The 17,928-nt window shown below is 46.5% G+C and carries 15 protein-coding genes; 7 read left to right on the top strand and 8 right to left on the bottom strand.

All coding sequences use genetic code 11. The annotated features are described in order from the left end of the window. Nucleotides 1-178 precede the first annotated feature (178 nt). The 7 genes from BBB58_RS02405 to dnaA all read right to left on the bottom strand — a co-directional run bounded on the left by BBB58_RS02405 (nucleotide 179) and on the right by dnaA (nucleotide 9,971). Nucleotides 179-1,168, bottom strand: a complete 990-nt coding sequence (locus BBB58_RS02405; protein WP_074035268.1) for an HD-GYP domain-containing protein — start codon at nucleotides 1,166-1,168, stop codon at nucleotides 179-181. A gap of 57 nt (nucleotides 1,169-1,225) precedes the next feature. After that, a complete protein-coding gene (gene gyrA / locus BBB58_RS02400) occupies nucleotides 1,226-3,793 on the bottom strand; it encodes a DNA gyrase subunit A (RefSeq protein WP_074035266.1) in 2,568 nt (855 codons plus the stop codon). Nucleotides 3,794-3,815: 22 nt separating this feature from the next. Further along, nucleotides 3,816-5,744, bottom strand: coding sequence for a DNA topoisomerase (ATP-hydrolyzing) subunit B (gene gyrB, locus BBB58_RS02395; RefSeq protein WP_074035264.1), 1,929 nt, complete (start codon nucleotides 5,742-5,744; stop codon nucleotides 3,816-3,818). Between the two features lie 49 nt (nucleotides 5,745-5,793). Further along, nucleotides 5,794-6,912, bottom strand: coding sequence for a DNA replication/repair protein RecF (gene recF / locus BBB58_RS02390; protein ID WP_074035262.1), 1,119 nt, complete (start codon nucleotides 6,910-6,912; stop codon nucleotides 5,794-5,796). A 1-nt stretch (nucleotide 6,913) separates the two neighbouring features. After that, nucleotides 6,914-7,129 (bottom strand): S4 domain-containing protein YaaA, encoded by a 216-nt coding sequence (gene yaaA / locus BBB58_RS02385; protein ID WP_015880213.1) that lies wholly within the window; start codon nucleotides 7,127-7,129, stop codon nucleotides 6,914-6,916. 126 nt (nucleotides 7,130-7,255) lie between these two features. Continuing rightward, nucleotides 7,256-8,395 carry a DNA polymerase III subunit beta gene (dnaN, locus tag BBB58_RS02380; RefSeq protein ID WP_026824743.1) on the bottom strand — a complete coding sequence of 380 codons (1,140 nt, stop codon included), beginning with the start codon at nucleotides 8,393-8,395 and terminating at the stop codon, nucleotides 7,256-7,258. Nucleotides 8,396-8,591: 196 nt separating this feature from the next. Beyond that, on the bottom strand, nucleotides 8,592-9,971 hold the full coding sequence (dnaA, locus tag BBB58_RS02375; RefSeq protein WP_074035260.1) for a chromosomal replication initiator protein DnaA: 1,380 nt from the start codon (nucleotides 9,969-9,971) through the stop codon (nucleotides 8,592-8,594). A gap of 764 nt (nucleotides 9,972-10,735) precedes the next feature. On the opposite strand from dnaA, the gene rpmH reads away from it, so the two are divergent. The 4 genes from rpmH to BBB58_RS02355 all read left to right on the top strand — a co-directional run bounded on the left by rpmH (nucleotide 10,736) and on the right by BBB58_RS02355 (nucleotide 12,981). After that, the gene (gene rpmH, locus BBB58_RS02370) at nucleotides 10,736-10,870 is read left to right on the top strand and encodes a 50S ribosomal protein L34 (protein WP_015880216.1); all 135 of its coding nucleotides are present in this window, start codon (nucleotides 10,736-10,738) and stop codon (nucleotides 10,868-10,870) included. 124 nt (nucleotides 10,871-10,994) lie between these two features. Continuing rightward, nucleotides 10,995-11,369, top strand: a complete 375-nt coding sequence (gene rnpA / locus BBB58_RS02365) for a ribonuclease P protein component (RefSeq protein WP_338082749.1) — start codon at nucleotides 10,995-10,997, stop codon at nucleotides 11,367-11,369. 104 nt (nucleotides 11,370-11,473) lie between these two features. Continuing rightward, entirely contained in the window at nucleotides 11,474-12,334 is an 861-nt protein-coding gene (gene yidC / locus BBB58_RS02360; protein ID WP_074035258.1) for a membrane protein insertase YidC, read from the top strand. Between the two features lie 101 nt (nucleotides 12,335-12,435). Next, nucleotides 12,436-12,981, top strand: coding sequence for an HdeD family acid-resistance protein (locus tag BBB58_RS02355; RefSeq protein WP_074035256.1), 546 nt, complete (start codon nucleotides 12,436-12,438; stop codon nucleotides 12,979-12,981). Nucleotides 12,982-12,994: 13 nt separating this feature from the next. Here BBB58_RS02355 and BBB58_RS02350 read toward each other — a convergent pair whose 3' ends face one another. Next, nucleotides 12,995-13,753, bottom strand: a complete 759-nt coding sequence (locus BBB58_RS02350) for a nucleotidyltransferase domain-containing protein (protein ID WP_074035254.1) — start codon at nucleotides 13,751-13,753, stop codon at nucleotides 12,995-12,997. A gap of 172 nt (nucleotides 13,754-13,925) precedes the next feature. Between BBB58_RS02350 and mnmE the strand changes: the two genes are divergently transcribed. Genes mnmE through rsmG form a run of 3 tightly spaced genes read left to right on the top strand, consistent with a single transcriptional unit; the run spans nucleotide 13,926 to nucleotide 17,928 of the window. Then, complete coding sequence (mnmE, locus tag BBB58_RS02345; RefSeq protein ID WP_031424082.1) at nucleotides 13,926-15,305, top strand: tRNA uridine-5-carboxymethylaminomethyl(34) synthesis GTPase MnmE; 1,380 nt, start codon at nucleotides 13,926-13,928, stop codon at nucleotides 15,303-15,305. A 15-nt stretch (nucleotides 15,306-15,320) separates the two neighbouring features. Next, nucleotides 15,321-17,207, top strand: a complete 1,887-nt coding sequence (gene mnmG, locus BBB58_RS02340; protein WP_074035252.1) for a tRNA uridine-5-carboxymethylaminomethyl(34) synthesis enzyme MnmG — start codon at nucleotides 15,321-15,323, stop codon at nucleotides 17,205-17,207. Nucleotides 17,208-17,211: 4 nt separating this feature from the next. Next, a complete protein-coding gene (gene rsmG / locus BBB58_RS02335) occupies nucleotides 17,212-17,928 on the top strand; it encodes a 16S rRNA (guanine(527)-N(7))-methyltransferase RsmG (protein ID WP_074035250.1) in 717 nt (238 codons plus the stop codon).

Raw genomic sequence — 17,928 nt, 5'->3', positions numbered from 1 at the left:
TTGTAAAACTTATTTTTGCCTCATCGTTCAGTTTTCAAAGTTCGTCTGCCGCTCTTAGCGACTCATTTATAATAGCACCTGTAATTATATCCGTCAACTATAAAAAGAAAGTTTTTTAAAAAAGAATAAATAAAGACGATTCCATTTCATTTTGTTGAATGGAATCGCTAGTTTCTTCTTATTGTAATGCAACAATGCTCACATCGGTTAATCGCGATAAATCATATTCTTTCTCCCCTGTCGCTTCAAGCACAATCGGTTGTTCGACACGATTCGTATAGGCATGTATCGTTCCTCGTACTCCACTGCTCAATAAAACAGGGCGACCGATTTCATAAAATCCAAGTAATGTCGCAAGAAGCGACAAAGCTTCTCCATCATAGGCTTTGTTCTGCCACATATAGAAATATGCTTCCTCTGGAGAGAGCGGCTTTCGGAACGTTCGGGGTGCTGTTAACTGACAGAAGCGATCGGCGACAATAAATAGAGGAGAGGCTGGATTCAACTCGCGTTCCGTCAGGCGTTTCGGAAACCCGGATCCATCCAATCGCTCATGATGCTCGGTAATCAATTGATACACTCTTCCTCGTAACGTTTGAGTACTCGGGAGCATCGATGCCGAAACGAGTGGGTGTTGATACAATAGCTCCCGTTCCATTTTTGTGAAATAACGCATATGAGACCATTTCCGAATTTTAGCGTAGCTCGCATCTGCAAAATAAGAAGCAATCCCGTAATCAAATTGGAGTTGATGTTCGTCCCCTCGATATTTCGATAAGGCACGGGCGACGAGCGCTCGATAGACGGAATGGTAAATGACATGATTTTTCCGCAACGGCTGATGCGTAAAGAAATGAACGATCGCTGTAAGCGGAACTTCCTGACGAAATAGTTGATGAATGAATTCTAGACCTTCATATGGGTTAGGTGCGATCCGTTCTTCCCACTGATTATAATGTTTCTCATATTGAAGGACCTGATTACAGAGGCGCTGTTCTTCTTTAGACGTGAAGAGCTTCTGTTCAACAGGTGCGACATCGATATCTTCGATTTTTAAGAAACGGAGCAAACGTAAATGTTCATTGGTTAAGTGGATTCCGGCTTCTAAAGAAGAAACGGGTGACAATAGCGTCATCCCAACATGTACAGTGGATAAGTTCAAACGCACGCGAATCCCTCCTAATATATGAAAAGGTCGAACGGAAACACCGTTCGACCTCTCGTCTTACTCATTCACATCAGACGATTCATCGGTTTCAGGTGCTTCATCCTCAAACCCATTCTCCAAATCGACTGCTGATTCCTCTTCTAACTCATCTTTTTTTAACTTTGCGATAGTCGCTAAACGATCGCCCTCTTCGATGTTCATCACTTTCACACCGCGAGTACTTCGACCCATTTGAGAGATCGTTTGTGAATCAATCCGAATCGCAACACCGAGTTCGGTCATCAGCATGATGTCATCGTCTTCATCGACGACACGCATCCCGACGACTGTTCCACGATCTGTCTTAATTCCGATGATACCGGAACCGCCACGACCTTGTGTGCGGAACTGTTCCATGGCCGTACGTTTTCCGTATCCTTTTTCAGTGATAATCAAGACGTCTTGCGTGGTACGAACGATTTCCATCGAGACGACCAAATCGTCTTCCTTCTTCAATCGAATCGCGCGAACGCCTCGTGCCGTACGTCCCATCGAACGAACTTCTCCTTCGAGAGGGAAGCGAATCGACATACCTTGGCGTGTGACGATCAACATTTCATCGTCGCTCTTCGCTAAACGGACCGTAACGAGTTCATCTGTCTCATTCAAACTGATGGCACGTAGACCGTTTTTTTTTTTTTGGGCGTATGCCGAAAGTGGCGAACGCTTAATCAATCCTTCTTTCGTGATGAAGACGAGAGACAACTGCTCGTCCGCTACTTCTTCAGACTCATCCTGTGTCTCTTCCGCTACCGTTTGGTTAGCCAAGTAACTATTGAAATCGACAGGAATCATCGTTTCGACTTTTTCACCTTTGTCGATTTGAAGCAAGTTAATGATCGGCATCCCTTTCGCGGTACGGCTCATCTCAGGAATTTCGTATCCTTTGAGACGGAAGACGCGTCCGAAGTTGGTGAAGAACAGGATGGTATCGTGTGTCGACGCGGAGAGCAGACGAAGCACAAAGTCTTCATCATTCGTTCCCATACCTTGTTTCCCACGTCCACCACGGCGCTGTGTCCGATATGAATCCGATGGGATCGACTTGATATATCCTTCGCTCGTGAGCGTAATCATCATGTCGCGAACTGGGATCAAATCTTCGTCCTCGAGTTCAACGATATCCGTACGAATCACCGTACGACGAGCATCACCATATCGCTCTTTGATTTCGATTAACTCGTTACGAATGATATCGAGTAGCAATTCTTCGTCTCCGAGAATCGCACGAAGTTCTTCGATTAACGCTTTCACTTCACGATATTCGCCTTCAATCTTCTCACGTTCCAAACCAGTCAAGCGTTGGAGACGCATATCTAAGATTGCTTGCGTCTGTTCAGTCGAAAGTCCAAAGCGGGCAATCAACTTTTCACGAGCCTCGTCACCTGTGCGTGTGCTACGGATGATGGCGATGACTTCATCCAAGTGATCCAAGGCAACACGAAGACCTTCTAAAATGTGGGCACGTGCTTCCGCTTTGTCTAAATCGAATTGCGTCCGACGACGCACGACCTCTTTTTTGTGTTCGATGTAGTAATAGATTGCTTGTTTGATGTTCAACGTTTTTGGACGACCGCCTACAAGCGCGAGCATGTTAACACCGAACGTCGTTTGCATCGGTGTTTGCTTGTACAAGTTATTCAAGATGACACTCGCATTCGCGTCGCGGCGAACTTCAATCACGATGCGCATCCCGTTACGGTCTGATTCATCGCGTAAGTCCGTGATTCCCTCGATTTTCTTGTCGCGAACCAAATCGGCAATCTTTTCAACGAGACGCGCTTTGTTGACTTGGTAAGGAATCTCGTGCACGAGGATCCGTTCACGACCATTTTTCAAGACCTCGATTTCAGCTTTCGCACGCATCGTAATCGATCCGCGTCCAGTTTCATATGCACGACGAATCCCACTACGTCCCAAAATCTCTCCCGCAGTCGGGAAATCAGGACCCGGGATATGTTGCATCAATTCTGCAATCGTGATGTCCGGGTTGTGAGAAAGCGCCAGTACACCGTCGATGACCTCGTTCAAGTTATGAGGCGGAACGTTCGTCGCCATACCAACGGCAATCCCGCTCGTCCCGTTCACAAGGAAGTTCGGGAAACGTGCCGGAAGTACGACTGGTTCTTTTTCTTCACCATCGAAGTTTGGTTGATAATCAATCGTGTTTTTTTTTATGTCTCGTACGAGTTCCATCGCAATTTTAGACATACGTGCCTCGGTATAACGCATCGCAGCGGCCGAGTCGCCATCGACTGAACCGAAGTTCCCGTGACCGTCGACTAATTCGTAGCGATAACTGAAGTCCTGAGCCATGCGGACCATCGTCTCATAAACGGCTGAGTCACCGTGTGGGTGGTACTTACCGATGACGTCCCCAACGACACGCGCCGACTTCTTATGTGGCTTGTCCGCGCGAATACCTAGTTCGTTCATCGCATATAAAATACGACGGTGAACCGGCTTTAATCCATCTCGCACGTCCGGAAGGGCACGTGATACGATGACGCTCATCGCGTAGTCCATGAACGACGTTCGCATCTCCTGGCTAATATTTATATCCTTGATATTTTCTTGTTCTGCCATTCGTTATTGCCTACCCTTCTTATTAAATATCGAGGTTCTTCACGTAATGGGCGTGAGATTGAATAAAGTCACGGCGTGGTTCGACGTTGTCACCCATGAGCGTTTCGAAGATTTCATCCGCTTCGATTGCATCTTGCAGGTCGACACGAAGCATCGAACGCGTTTCCGGGTTCATCGTCGTATTCCATAACTGTTCAGGATCCATCTCTCCGAGACCCTTGTAACGTTGAACGCTATAACGTGCATTTTCAGGAAGTTGTGCAATCGCTGCCTGCAACTCACGGTCGTTTTGAACGTAGATGGTTTCTTTCCCGTGCTTCACACCATAGAGTGGTGGTTGCGCGATATAAACATATCCACTTTCAACGAGTGGGCGCATGTAACGATAGAAGAACGTCAACAATAACGTCCGAATGTGCGCACCATCGACATCGGCATCGGTCATGATGATGAGTTTATGATAGCGCGCTTTCGATAAGTCAAACTCATCGGCAATCCCTGTTCCGAGAGCCGTGATGATGGTCCGAACTTCTTGGTTGGCCAAAATCTTATCAAGACGTGCTTTCTCAACGTTGATGATTTTCCCTCGAATCGGAAGGATGGCTTGGAAGTGACGATCACGTCCAGATTTCGCAGAACCTCCCGCTGAGTCACCCTCAACGATGTATAGTTCAGATTTCGATGCATCTTTTGACGAACAGTCTGCCAATTTCCCTGGCAATGAACTGACTTCGAGAATCCCTTTACGACGTGTCATCTCGCGTGCACGTTTCGCAGCAAGACGCGCACGTGCCGCCATCAAGCCTTTGTCGACAATGAGGCGGCCGACCGACGGGTTCTCGAGTAGGAATTGTTCGAAAGTGTCGCTGAACAATGTGTCCGTTGCCGTACGCGCATCGGCATTCCCGAGTTTTGTCTTCGTCTGCCCTTCAAACTGAGGAGAAGGGTGCTTGACCGAAACAATCGCCGTCAATCCTTCACGGACATCATCCCCTGAGAGGCTACCATCGGCTTCCTTCATCAATCCGAATCGCTTCGCATAATCATTAATGGCACGGGTGAGCGCCGTCTTAAATCCAGTCTCGTGCGTCCCACCTTCATGCGTCGGAATGTTGTTCGTGAATGAATAAATGTTACTTGCGAAACCTTCGTTGTATTGAAGCGCGATCTCGACTTCGATTCCGTCTTTCGTACCGTGTACGTACACAGGCTCCTCATGAATCGACGCTTTTGACCGGTTCAAGTGCTCGACATAAGACTTGATTCCGCCCTCATAGTGATAGTTCCGTTCAATCGTCTCGTCACTACGATCATCTTTAGCCACGATTCGTAACCCTTTGTTCAAGAAGGCGAGCTCACGTAAGCGTGTCGCTAACAGATCAAAGTCATATTCGAGTGTCTCCTGGAAGATGTCTCCGTCTGGGAAGAAACGAACTGTCGTCCCAGTCGTGTCAGTCGTCCCGACGATTTCGAGTTCACCTTGTGGGACACCACGTTTGAACGATTGGTAATATACGTTTCCATCGCGACGAACGAACACTTCAAGTTTCGTCGATAAGGCGTTAACAACCGACGCCCCGACACCGTGAAGACCACCTGATACTTTGTATCCGCCACCGCCGAACTTACCACCTGCGTGCAACACCGTGAAAATAACTTCAACGGCAGGTCGACCCGTTTTCTTTTGAACATCGACCGGAATCCCACGTCCGTTGTCTTCAACAACGATCGAGTTCCCTGGTTCAACCGTCACTGTGATCGTGTCACAATAACCAGCGAGCGCCTCATCGATTGAGTTATCGACAATCTCCCATACCAAATGGTGGAGACCGCGAGAGCTTGTGGAACCGATATACATCCCTGGACGTTTACGGACAGCCTCTAAGCCTTCAAGGACTTGAATCTGATCGGCGCCGTACGCTTGCAATTCTTTTTCATTTTCATTACTCATCGGTTATTTTCACCTACTATACATGATTTGGTGTTCCTTCTTGCCACGATTACACGGACTCCGTTTCAACCTCACCTTGTTTCACGTGAAACACTTTAGCTTGTTGAATGGTCTCATGTGCAATCCCGTCAATGTTTGTTGTAGTCAAAATCGTTTGTACTTTCCGTCCCATCGTATCGAGGAGATGGGTTTGGCGATGATCGTCAAGCTCAGATAACACATCGTCTAATAACAACAGAGGATATTCGCCTACTTCTTCATGAATCAATTCAATCTCAGCTAGCTTCAATGACAAGGCCGCCGTTCGTTGCTGACCTTGTGAACCGAACGTTTGAACGTTTCGATTGTTGACATACAATTCAAAATCGTCACGATGCGGACCAAACAAGGTCACACCTCTTCGTCGTTCGTTCTCTCTTATTTTATCAAACTTTTGACGATACGTTTCAAACATCTGTTCTTTTGAGAAGCGTTCTTTTTGGAACGTGTCGGAAACGTATTGAATCGTCAGTGTTTCGAGTTCTCTCGTGATTCCGGAATGGATGGGATTGGCCCATTTTTTTTTCTGGTCGATGAAGTGATAGCGTCTCATCACAATTTTTACGGCAAGTTCAATCAATTGATCCGTCAAGACTTCAAGTAACGTCTCGTCGCCACCTTTTGTGGATAACTGCTTCAACAAGGCGTTCCGTTGTTTCAACGTCTTCAAGTATTGATTGAGCTCGTGTAAGTACACCGGACTGACCTGACCGATTTCCATATCTAAAAATCGCCGTCTCCCTTGCGGACTGCCTTTGACGATGGCTAAGTCTTCTGGGGCGAACAAGACGACGTTAAATGCGCCGACATAGTCACTGAGACGACGTTGTTCCAAATGATTGAGCTTTGCTTTCTTGACTTTAGGAGAAAAAGAGAGACTCTGCACCGATTCGCCCGTCCGTTTATGAATCCGTCCTTCGATACTCGCAGCATCGGCTTCCCAACCGATTAACTCACGGTCTTGTGTCGTCCGATGCGATTTTGCGAGCGCAAGTACGTAAATCGATTCGAGAAGATTCGTTTTTTCTTGGGCGTTCTCACCAATCAGAACATTCGTCTGTTCTGAAAAATCTAGCTCGAGGGTTTCGTAGTTGCGATAGTTTTGCAATCGGATCGACTTTAAATGCACGTCAGTTTCCCTCGATTTGATATTCCCCGAAGCCTTCGACTTCGATTGTATCTCCATCTCTTAATTTACGACCGCGGCGCTGGTCCTGCTCACCGTTCACTTTAATCATGACATCCTCTAAAAAGAACTTTGCTTGTCCCCCACTCGAGATGATATCAGCTAATTTTAAAAATTGTCCGAGCGTTACATACTCGGTTGTAATCGACACTTTTTCCATGTCGTCACTTCCTTTCTCACATGATGATCTGAAAAAATCGCCATACATATTAGTTTATCGAAAATCAACGAATAAGGCAAAAAGAGGGATGACAAGGCAAGACACCTCATCATCCCTATCCGCAGCTTACGATGTGCGGACTGGCAAAATCAGTTGAAGAACACTATCTTGTTCAACCGGTCGTAAAATGAACGGTCGCATCGAACCCGTGAACTGGATTTCGATTTCAGATGCATCGAGTGCGCGGAGCGCGTCCATCACGAATTTCGAGTTGAAGGAAATTTTTAGTTCTTCTCCTTCAAGAGACAGGATGCTGACACGTTCCGATACTTTTCCGACTTCCGGCGAGTGTGAAGAGACTTCAACTGCCGTTGTATCTTCCGCCACAAATTTAATGACGTTGTTGCGATCGGCACGTGCTAAGAGCGATGCACGGTCAATGGCCTGTAAGAACTCTTTCGCATTCATCCGAACCGCTGTGCGATATTCTTCCGGAATGAGACGTGACGTGTCTGGATAGGCACCGTCTAACAAACGAGAGAAGAATGAGATGTTTTTCATACGGAATAAAATTTGTTGGTCCGTTAAGACGATTTCAATCGGCAACTCTTCACGGTCGAGTAATTTTGCCAATTCGTTGAGTGAGCGACCAGGAACGACGACATTTTGGAACGTCAAATCGTTATCTGTCTCAAAACGTGCGCGACGAAGCGCCAGACGGTGGCTATCGGTTGCGACACATGTAAGGAAGCCCTTCTCTGCTGAGAAGTTAACCCCTGTCAATACGGGACGTGTCTCCTGTGAAGAAACAGCGAAGCTCGTCTGACGGATGATGGTCTTCAATAGATCAGCCGGCAAATAGAAGCGACGATCACTCGCAAGTTCAGGTAGGCGTGGATACTCATCCGGGTCGAGACCGTTTAAATGGAACTCTGCCTGACCAGACTCAATGCGCGTCATGAAGTTCGGTGAAACTTCGAGTGTGACCTCGTTCGTCGGTAACTTCTTCACGATTTCTCCTAAGAAGCGTGCGTTCAACACGACGCTTCCAGCACGTTGAATTTGAATGAGTTCAATTCCACCCTCTTCGATTGGAATCAAGCGTTCAATCGAAATCTCGGTATCACTTCCTGTCAGTGTTAAGCCATCCGCATGTGCCTCAAGTTTCAAGCCTGTCAAAATTGGAATAGTCGTTCGTGAAGCCACAGCTTTTGATACGTCTTGTACGGCTTGCATGAATACATCTCGTTGAATCGTTAAATGCATGTGGATAATTCCTCCTAAGGTGAAATGAGTCCATTTCCTAATAATATAATAGTATTAATTAAATCATAATAGTAATAAGGGCTGTGGATACTGGGGATAAGTCCCCTAAGTCATACGTGTTAAGCGATTTCGCCTGTGAATAACTTGTGGATAACTGAGGTGGTTTATCCACAGGATATCCACAGAGAATTCTTCATTAGTTAGAAAGTGCCTTCTTCAACGTTTGAATCGTCTCTTGCATTTCCACATCGTTCTTTAGAAGGGTGCTAATTTTTTCATGTGCATGAATCACAGTCGTGTGATCACGCCCTCCGAACTCTTCCCCGATTTTTGGCAAGGAGCTCTCCGTCATCTCCCGCGAGAGATACATTGCGATTTGACGTGGGAATGCCAACGTCTTAGTTCGCTTTTTTGAGTTCAATTCTTCTACTTGAATGTTGAAGTGTTGACCGACAACTTCTTGAATATCGCGAATGACAATTTTCTTCGCTTCCTGGACAGGCATGATATTATGAAGCGCTTCGGCTGCCACGTCCGGGTCGATTGGTCGCCCGACAAGTTTTGCATAAGCGACGACTCGTGTCAGTGCCCCTTCTAGTTCCCGAATGTTCGTATCGATTTGATTCGCGATATACAGCATGACTTCATTCGAGATATCAAGCCCTTCCGCGGTCGCTTTTTTGTGAAGAATCGCAATTCGCGTCTCAAGGTCCGGTGGTGTGATGTCTGTGATTAGGCCCCATTCAAAGCGTGAACGAAGTCGATCCTCTAGCGTCGGGATTTCTTTTGGTGGTCGATCACTTGAAATCACGATTTGTTTCTGATCGTTGTGCAATGCATTGAATGTGTGGAAAAACTCTTCTTGGGTTTGTTCTTTCCCTGCTAAAAACTGAATATCATCAATCAATAGTACATCAATGTTTCGATAACGGTTCCGAAACTCACCGGTCTTATTATCCCGAATCGAATTGATAAATTCATTTGTGAACTTCTCAGAAGAGACATAGGCAATGCGAGCCCCCGGTTTTTGACCTTTTACATAATGACCAATCGCATGCATCAAATGTGTCTTACCAAGTCCAACGCCTCCGTATATGAAGAGCGGGTTATAGGCGCGTGCAGGTGCTTCGGCGACAGCAAGTGATGCGGCGTGGGCAAAACGGTTCCCCGATCCGATGACAAACGTCTCGAAAATGTATTTGTCATTCAGTTGACCAAGATCCCCTTCCTCTTTTGAAGGTAATAGCACGGGCTGTTCTTTTGTTTCTGTCACGGCGATGGACTCATTTGACGATCCATCCGCTGGAGCATACTTGTGTGCTTGAGATTCCTCGATGAAATGAATTTCAAGCTTGTTGTTTGTGATCTCTTCAACCGTATCTTGTAACAGAGAGAGATACTGTCGCTCTAACCACGTGACGATAAAACTGGCGGGTGCCGACACAACGAGCGTCGTTCCCATCAATGATATCCCCTCGGTTGATTTCAACCACATGTCAAAACTGGCTTTTGGAGTTCGTTCTTCTTCCTCGATTACCGATAAGACATTTCTCCAAATCTCGCGAGCATTCTTCAATGAAAGACCTCCTTTACTCACATGTTGGGTAAAACTTATTCACACGATATACACATACACTATTCTATAGTAGAAACTAGGGTTATCCCCAGAGAACAAAAACTGTGGATAAAGTTATCCACATGGTGTTCATTATGGGGATAACACTTATCCACAGCCTGTGTATATCTTGGAATCACGAATTGTTCATCCACAAGTTTGTGCACATTCAGTTTAGCAAAATAAAATAGACGTGGCAATGCTTTTTTTTATTTATCCACAGATAAAGAAAAGTATCCACACCCACTTATCCACATGCTGTGTGTTTTGTGGATAACCTGTGGATATATTGTGGATAAAGCACTAATGATAGAATATGAGATGAAAAAGTTATACACAAAAGAGGAAGAAGTGAAATGAAAGATTGTTTTTGTAAAAGAAGAAAAAGAAAAAATAAAGAAAAAAAAAAAGAAAAAAGAGGAGTTATTCACATATAAATGTGGATAACTTCGAGATTTTGTGGATAAAATGGCTCAACATGGCTATTTATAAAGACCGTTTATAAAATACGTAAAGGTTGTGTATACATTCATCCCCTACTCGTCCTTCGGATAAGGATCGAATCCATGTGGATGAATGCTTTCTGAGTGCCTCATTCTATGAATTTGAAAACCATCCGAAAATACATTGACAATTGTTGAATCGATTTATATAATCTTAAAGACTGCCTTAAATGAAACTATAACTTGCTAATAGAGCGTTAATCTTGAGGAGGTGCTGTAACCATGAAACCAACTTTCAACCCTAACAACCGTAAGCGTAAGAAAGTTCACGGATTCCGTGCACGCATGGCGACTAAAAACGGTCGCAACATTCTTGCTGCTCGTCGTCGTAAAGGCCGTAAAGCCTTGACTGTATAATTCCGAATGAAGATTGCCCGGGGATCCTTTCCTCGGGCAATTTTTTAGTTTGTCACAGAAACGTAGTATTTCATGGATTCTCCCTCGTTCAAATGATGTGGATATGATATGATGTTAGTTGACGATTTTTGAAGCGAAGGATGGAGTGAGAATAAAGAAAAAAGAATACCGCCTGCAAAAGAATGAAGAGTTCCAAGCGGTGTTTCGCGAAGGACGCTCCGTGGCCAATCGTCAGTTTGTCGTCTACACGCTCAAAGCGGATCAAACACATTTCAGAGTGGGTCTTTCCGTCAGCAAGAAACTTGGAAATGCTGTGGAACGGAACCGGATGAAACGATTGATGCGTGAGTCGCTTCGCTTGCTCGAACCAAACGTTGCACCGAATGATTATGTCATCATCGCTCGAAAGCCTGCGACCGCATTGACGCAGTCGGAAGTAACCGAGAGTTTGAAACACGTATTCAAACGGGCCAAGGTTTGGCAAAAGCAGGGCCGGTGACCATGACAATCTGAATTTATTCTCTCATATAATTAGAGTCTGATAAGATTGCCCGATCGACGTGTGCGTTAAAAAGAATTGATAAAGAAAGCGTAGGAGGAACTATGAGCAAAAAGCTAAAATTAGGATTACTCGCTGCCATGACCGCGGTCATCATGCTGATGGCAGGCTGTGTGGATCCGTCTACCATCCAAGCCGAACCAGTAACGGCTGACACAGAAGGTTTCTGGGCGAAGTACTTTGTATGGCCGCTCGCATGGCTTTTGAAGGAAGTTGCTTACTTGGTCGGTGGCCCGTGGCAATACGGGATTTCAATCATCATCGCGACGATTATCGTCCGGTTATTGATTCTCCCACTCATGATCAAGCAGACGAAGAGTATGGGTGCGATGCAAGTGTTGCAACCAGAAATGCTGAAGCTTCGTGAAAAGTACAGCTCAAAAGACCAGGAAACACAACGTAAACTCCAAGAAGAGATGATGAAGCTTTATCAGGAATACCAAATCAACCCGCTCGCGGGATGTTTGCCGATCTTGATTCAAATGCCGATTCTCTTCGCATTCTATGATGCGATTCGCCGTACACCTGAGATTTTCGAAGCGAACTTCTTATGGTTCGACCTCGGTGCTCCGGATCCAACGTTCGTCTTGCCGATCTTAGCGGCAATCTTGACGAACGCACAACAAAAAATCTCAATGGCGGGTCAAGAACAGAACCCGCAGTTGAAGATGATGCTTTATATCTTCCCGGTTATGATCTTCGTCATGTCGATCAACCTCCCAGCTGCCCTTTCGTTATACTGGGTAGTCGGTTATATCATCTCGATCATCGTCACGATGGCAATCATGCTCCCGATGCGTGAGAAGATGAAGGTTGCGGCTGAAGCGAAAATCGCTGCGAAAGAAGCAGAGCGTGCAGCGCTTGCTGAAAAAGAAAAGAAAAACAAAAAGAAAAAGCGTAAATAATCGCTAAGCTGAGTGTCTTCTGACGCTCAGCTTTTTTTTTGGGATTGCAAGCCGGTCAGAGGGGAATAGAGATAGAAACGAGTAAACGGAGGTGTGGGAAAATGGAGGCATTCATTCAGCGTTTGGAACGTTCGACGTTATGGCAAGCGGTCATTTATTTTGTACTTGGTGTTCTCATTTTGTTATATCCTCGATTTTTCTTTTTTGTCATGGTGTATGTCATTGCCGGTTATTTAGCAATCATGGGGATTTGGATGATCTTTCAAGGGTTGCGTCGACGTCAGGGAGGGTTGCCACCCACTTTCTTTATGGGTCTCATCTATTTGATTTTGGCAGCGGTCGTCTTTTTCTTCGCAGAGACGCTAGCTAGTCTTCTCCCGATTTTGATCGGAGCCTTGTTCTTATTCGGTGGAATTATCCGCCTGATTCAGGCACTCGGTTACCGTCAATCGATGTCGGGACGATGGCTTTGGTTTTTTTTTGGAAGTCTATTGTGGATAGGTGTCGGGATTCTCATGTTGACGAATCCGTTCAGTAGCCTACTTGTCTTGTTCCAACTGTTCGGCGGCATTCTCATCGCCATCGCGATACTGGAACTGTTCCTCTATTTCACGATTCGTTCGACGAAACGCCAAAAAAAAAACTAAAAAACAAGCCGCCCTATATGCCAGGACGGCTTTTTTCTCGTTGAATCAACTGTTCCATGAACGGTCCGAACACGTTGTAGCCAGGTAGTGATGCGAAAAAAGTTTGCTCTACCTGAAGTCGCTCCAGATAGATGTGGGCGGCTTTTTCGTGTGAGGCGGGGGTCAAATGGTCATAAAATGAGCGGAGGTCGATTTTTTGTCGCTGCGTCACATCTTTTAAACCAAGGGAAGCCCGGTCCGGTGTGTGGTGAGCGGCTAACACATATGCGAAATGGACCATTCCTTGCCGGAGCATCTCCGTTGCCCACATCGCGTTGCCTCGATTGCGTGATTTTGTATATTGGAAAAAGAACCACACGGTATCGAACGCATGGTCACTGATTGCCGCTTCGTCTAATTGCAAGGAAGTGGCGTGTCTAGCAAGTCGCTGTTGTGGGTCGTAGAGCACATGAATCGAGTCTTGATGATTCAACGTCTCTTGCGTGACCGTGAACAGGTCGAGGTGAAGAAAATCATCAAAGACGGCGATGAGTTGTGGAGCGACGATGTGAATCTCGTCTTTTAACAGAATCGGACGATAGGCGGTTACATGCTCGAGGCGTCTAGATAGAAAAGAGACCTCTTCATCGGGGTGTACCATGACATAGAGGTCGATATCTGAATGTTCATCGGCTTCTCCCCGACCGAATAAACCCTTCATAAAAATCGCTTGAACCGCTTCATCGTGCTCTAATCGTTCGGTGATGATTCGGATTGCGTCTTGCTGTTTCATCTTTAGATCATCTCTCTCCTATGTAAATATATTCCTTTATTGTACGAAAACGATGAGTCGAATGGCAATGACTTTATCAATGGTCCAACTCTTTCGTTCAAGTCGAATATCGTGTATAGTAGGTTCGTTATGCATATGATAGAAGAAGATGTTTAGGTTTGGAGGGAGAAAGATGCTAGAGTTTGACACGATTACAGCGATTTCGACGCCGATGGGTGAAGGTGCCATCGGGATCGTCCGACTATCGGGCGATTTGGCGGTCGAAACGGTGAACAATGTGTTTTCTGGGAAAGACTTAACAACAGTCGATTCACATACGATTCATTATGGAACGTTAAAATATCCTAATACGGGCGAAATCGTCGATGAAGTCATGGTCAGTATTATGCGCGCGCCGAAGACGTTTACGCGAGAAGATGTCGTCGAAATCAATTGTCACGGAGGCGTCGTAGCGGTCAATCGTGTCCTTGAGCTCATTCTCGATCAACCCGACATCCGCCTAGCAGAACCGGGCGAGTTCACGAAGCGCGCCTTTTTAAATGGTCGGATCGATTTATCTCAGGCGGAAGCGGTCATGGATTTGATTCGCGCGAAGACGGACCGAGCAATGAACGTTGCGATGGCGCAAATGGAAGGACGTTTGTCACGTCTCGTTCGCGAGTTACGTCAACAATTGCTCGAGACGATTGCGGCGGTCGAGGTCAACATCGACTATCCAGAATATGACGCAGAAGAGATGACCCAGGCCATCGTCGAAGAGAAAGCGGGCGAGGTCAAACGTGTCCTCGAACAGTTACTCGAGACAGCGCGACAAGGGAAAATCTTACGTGAAGGCTTGGCCACGGCAATCATCGGTCGACCGAACGTCGGAAAATCTTCTTTGATGAACACGCTCGTTCAAGAGACAAAAGCGATTGTCACCGAAATTGCCGGTACGACACGTGACACAATTGAGGAATACGTCAACGTGAAAGGTGTTCCGCTCAAATTGATCGATACGGCAGGGATTCGCGAAACGGAAGATATCGTGGAACGAATCGGTGTGGAAAAGTCGAGAAAAGCGTTAGAAGCGGCAGATTTGGTCCTTCTCGTCTTGAACGGACATGAGGGATTGACTGTCGAGGATGAGGCGTTATTTGAGGCAGTTAAAGGAATGAATGCCATCATCATCATCAACAAGACAGACTTGCCACAAAACATGGATTCTTCTAAGCTAGAGAAACTAGCGGCAGGACGTCCAATTGTGGCGACATCGCTCTTGCTAGATGAAGGAATCGATGCCCTTGAAGCGGCCATCGCAAATCTATTCTTCGCAAAAGGTGTCGAGTCACAGGATATGACGTATATCTCAAACGCTCGACACATTCAGTTAATCAAACGAACGATTGGTCAAATTGATGAGGCGCTCGGTAGTGCCGTCATGAATATGCCGATCGACATGGTTCAAATCGATTTACGTCGTGCGTGGGATACGCTCGGTGAAATCAATGGAGATACCGTACAGGAGAGCTTGATTGATCAGCTCTTTTCACAGTTTTGTCTTGGGAAATAATAAGGAGGAACGAATATGGCTTATACGGCAGGCGAATTTGACGTCATCGTCATCGGGGCCGGACACGCAGGGATTGAATCAGCACTCGCATCGGCTCGAATGGGCGCGAAAACAGCGATGCTCACCATGAACCCTGATATGGTCGGATTCATGTATTGCAACCCATCAATCGGTGGGCCGGCGAAAGGGATCGTCGTACGTGAAATCGATGCGCTCGGTGGCGAGATGGGGCGTGCGATTGACGCGACATACATCCAAATGAAGATGCTCAACACATCGAAAGGGCCGGCGGTACGTGCGCTACGTGCACAGGCGGACAAATTCCAATACCAAAATCATATGAAGAAAGTGCTAGAAGATGAGCCGAATCTGCTGCTTCGTCAGGCGCTAGTCGAGCGCTTGTTGATTGAGGACGGAGAAGTACGTGGCGTGGTAACGAACACAGGTTCAGAATATCGCGCGAAAGCGGTCATCGTCACAACGGGAACGTTCATGCGTGGTCAAATCATCATCGGGGAATTGGCTTACGAGAGTGGTCCGAACAACCAAATGCCATCGGTCGAGCTATCGAAGCATCTTGAAGAGCTCGGTCTCGACTTAGTTCGATTCAAAACGGGAACACCGCCACGAATCGACGGCAAGACGATTGATTATTCGAAGACGGAGATTCAGCCAGGGGACGAGAATCCATCATTCTTCTCGTACACCTCGACGGACTTGGATCCGATCGAACAAATCCCGTGCTGGCTCACGTACACGAGCGAACGTACACACCAATTGATTGATGAGAACTTGCATCGCTCACCCATGTATTCGGGTGCGATTAAAGGAACGGGGCCCCGTTATTGCCCATCAATCGAAGATAAGGTCGTTCGCTTTAATGATAAACCGCGTCACCAAATCTTCTTAGAGCCAGAAGGTCGCGATACGGAAGAAATCTATGTCCAAGGCTTTTCGACGAGTATGCCAGAAGACGTGCAACATCAGATGCTTCGCACGATCCCGGGTCTTGAAAATTCAGAGATGATGCGTCCCGGTTATGCGATTGAATACGATGCGGTCGTACCGACACAGCTTTGGCCAACTCTCGAAACAAAAGCTGTCCCAGGTCTTTTCACAGCGGGACAAATCAACGGGACGAGCGGGTACGAAGAAGCGGCTGGACAGGGCATCATGGCGGGAATCAACGCCGCATGCAAAGTGCTCGGAAAAGATCCGGTCATCTTGGACCGTTCGCAAGCGTACATCGGCGTCTTAATCGATGACCTCGTGACGAAAGGTACGAACGAACCGTATCGCCTTCTCACATCACGTGCCGAATACCGTCTTTTGTTGCGTCATGACAATGCGGACTTGCGACTCAGCGACATCGGGTATGAGATCGGCTTACTTTCAGAAGATCGTCACACTCACCTTAACGAGAAGCGTGTAGCGATTGAAAAAGAAGTGAAGCGACTTGCGTCACTTGTCGTCAAACCGACACCTGAAGTCAATGCGATGCTCGAATCGGTCGGTGCGCACCCGCTTAAAGAAGCGACGCATGCCAACATCTTGTTGAAACGTCCGGAAGTATCTTATGAAGCACTCATGACGGTCGTTCCGTCAACGGAAGAATTGTCGTATGAAGTGAAAGAACAAGTCGAGATTCAAGTGAAGTATGAAGGTTATATTTCCAAACAGCTTGAACAAGTCGAGAAGATGCGTCGCATGGAAGAAAAACGAATCCCGGAAAACTTGGATTACGATGCGATCGGTGGTCTCGCGACAGAAGCGAAACAAAAACTAAAACAAGTTCGTCCTCTTTCGATCGGTCAAGCGTCTCGTATCTCAGGCGTAAACCCAGCAGACGTGTCAATCTTGCTCGTCTATATCGAACAAGGACAATACGCAACGGTGGAGTGAAACGATGAACGAATCTCAATTTATTGAAGCGTTACGAGCTGAAGGGTTTGAGCTGAGTGAGACACAACTCAGTCAGTTCAAGCGTTACTTCGAAATGCTCGTCGAATGGAACGAGAAAATGAACTTAACGGCCATCACGGACCGAGAAGAAGTATATTTGAAGCATTTCTATGATTCGCTCAGCGCAGCGTTTCATTTCGATTTCACGAAAGTCGAAACCGTATGTGATGTCGGGGCAGGAGCCGGATTCCCAAGTCTTCCGCTCAAAATTTTATTCCCACACTTACACGTCACGATCATCGATTCGTTAAACAAACGCATCACCTTTTTGAACGAGTTGGCCCTTGCCCTTGGACTCGAAGGTGTCGCGTTCCATCATGGTCGTGCCGAAAAAAAAAGAAAAAATAAAAAGTTCCGCGAACAGTTTGACGTCGTCACAGCACGTGCGGTTGCCCGCATGACCGTGTTGGCAGAATACTGTTTGCCACTCGCGAAAGTAGGCGGAAGCTTCGTTGCGCTTAAAGCGGCCAAGGTTTCTGACGAGATGGCAGACGCCAAAAACGCTTTAGCCGTTCTAAAAGGGAAAGAAAAAGCGACACACCAGTTCCTATTGCCAGGAGAGATGAGTGAGCGTAATATCGTAGTTGTAGAAAAAAAACGAAAAACGCCCGGGAAATATCCGCGTAAAGCGGGGACACCGGCGAAAGAGCCACTTATCTGA

It is taken from the genome of Exiguobacterium profundum (genome assembly GCF_001909285.1).
Lineage (GTDB): Bacteria > Bacillota > Bacilli > Exiguobacteriales > Exiguobacteriaceae > Exiguobacterium > Exiguobacterium profundum.
Note: the sequence above shows the minus strand (reverse complement) of the source record. Positions and strands in the feature narration are given on the sequence as shown.

Coding starts and splice junctions, on each gene's coding strand:
- yaaA (WP_015880213.1), bottom strand. CDS start 7,129: ATGGAAAAAGTGTCGATTACAACCGAGTATGTAACGCTCGGACAATTT.
- rsmG (WP_074035250.1), top strand. CDS start 17,212: ATGAACGAATCTCAATTTATTGAAGCGTTACGAGCTGAAGGGTTTGAG.
- rpmH (WP_015880216.1), top strand. CDS start 10,736: ATGAAACCAACTTTCAACCCTAACAACCGTAAGCGTAAGAAAGTTCAC.
- gyrA (WP_074035266.1), bottom strand. CDS start 3,793: ATGGCAGAACAAGAAAATATCAAGGATATAAATATTAGCCAGGAGATG.
- BBB58_RS02355 (WP_074035256.1), top strand. CDS start 12,436: ATGGAGGCATTCATTCAGCGTTTGGAACGTTCGACGTTATGGCAAGCG.
- mnmG (WP_074035252.1), top strand. CDS start 15,321: ATGGCTTATACGGCAGGCGAATTTGACGTCATCGTCATCGGGGCCGGA.
- mnmE (WP_031424082.1), top strand. CDS start 13,926: ATGCTAGAGTTTGACACGATTACAGCGATTTCGACGCCGATGGGTGAA.
- dnaN (WP_026824743.1), bottom strand. CDS start 8,395: ATGCATTTAACGATTCAACGAGATGTATTCATGCAAGCCGTACAAGAC.
- BBB58_RS02350 (WP_074035254.1), bottom strand. CDS start 13,753: ATGAAACAGCAAGACGCAATCCGAATCATCACCGAACGATTAGAGCAC.
- yidC (WP_074035258.1), top strand. CDS start 11,474: ATGAGCAAAAAGCTAAAATTAGGATTACTCGCTGCCATGACCGCGGTC.
- gyrB (WP_074035264.1), bottom strand. CDS start 5,744: ATGAGTAATGAAAATGAAAAAGAATTGCAAGCGTACGGCGCCGATCAG.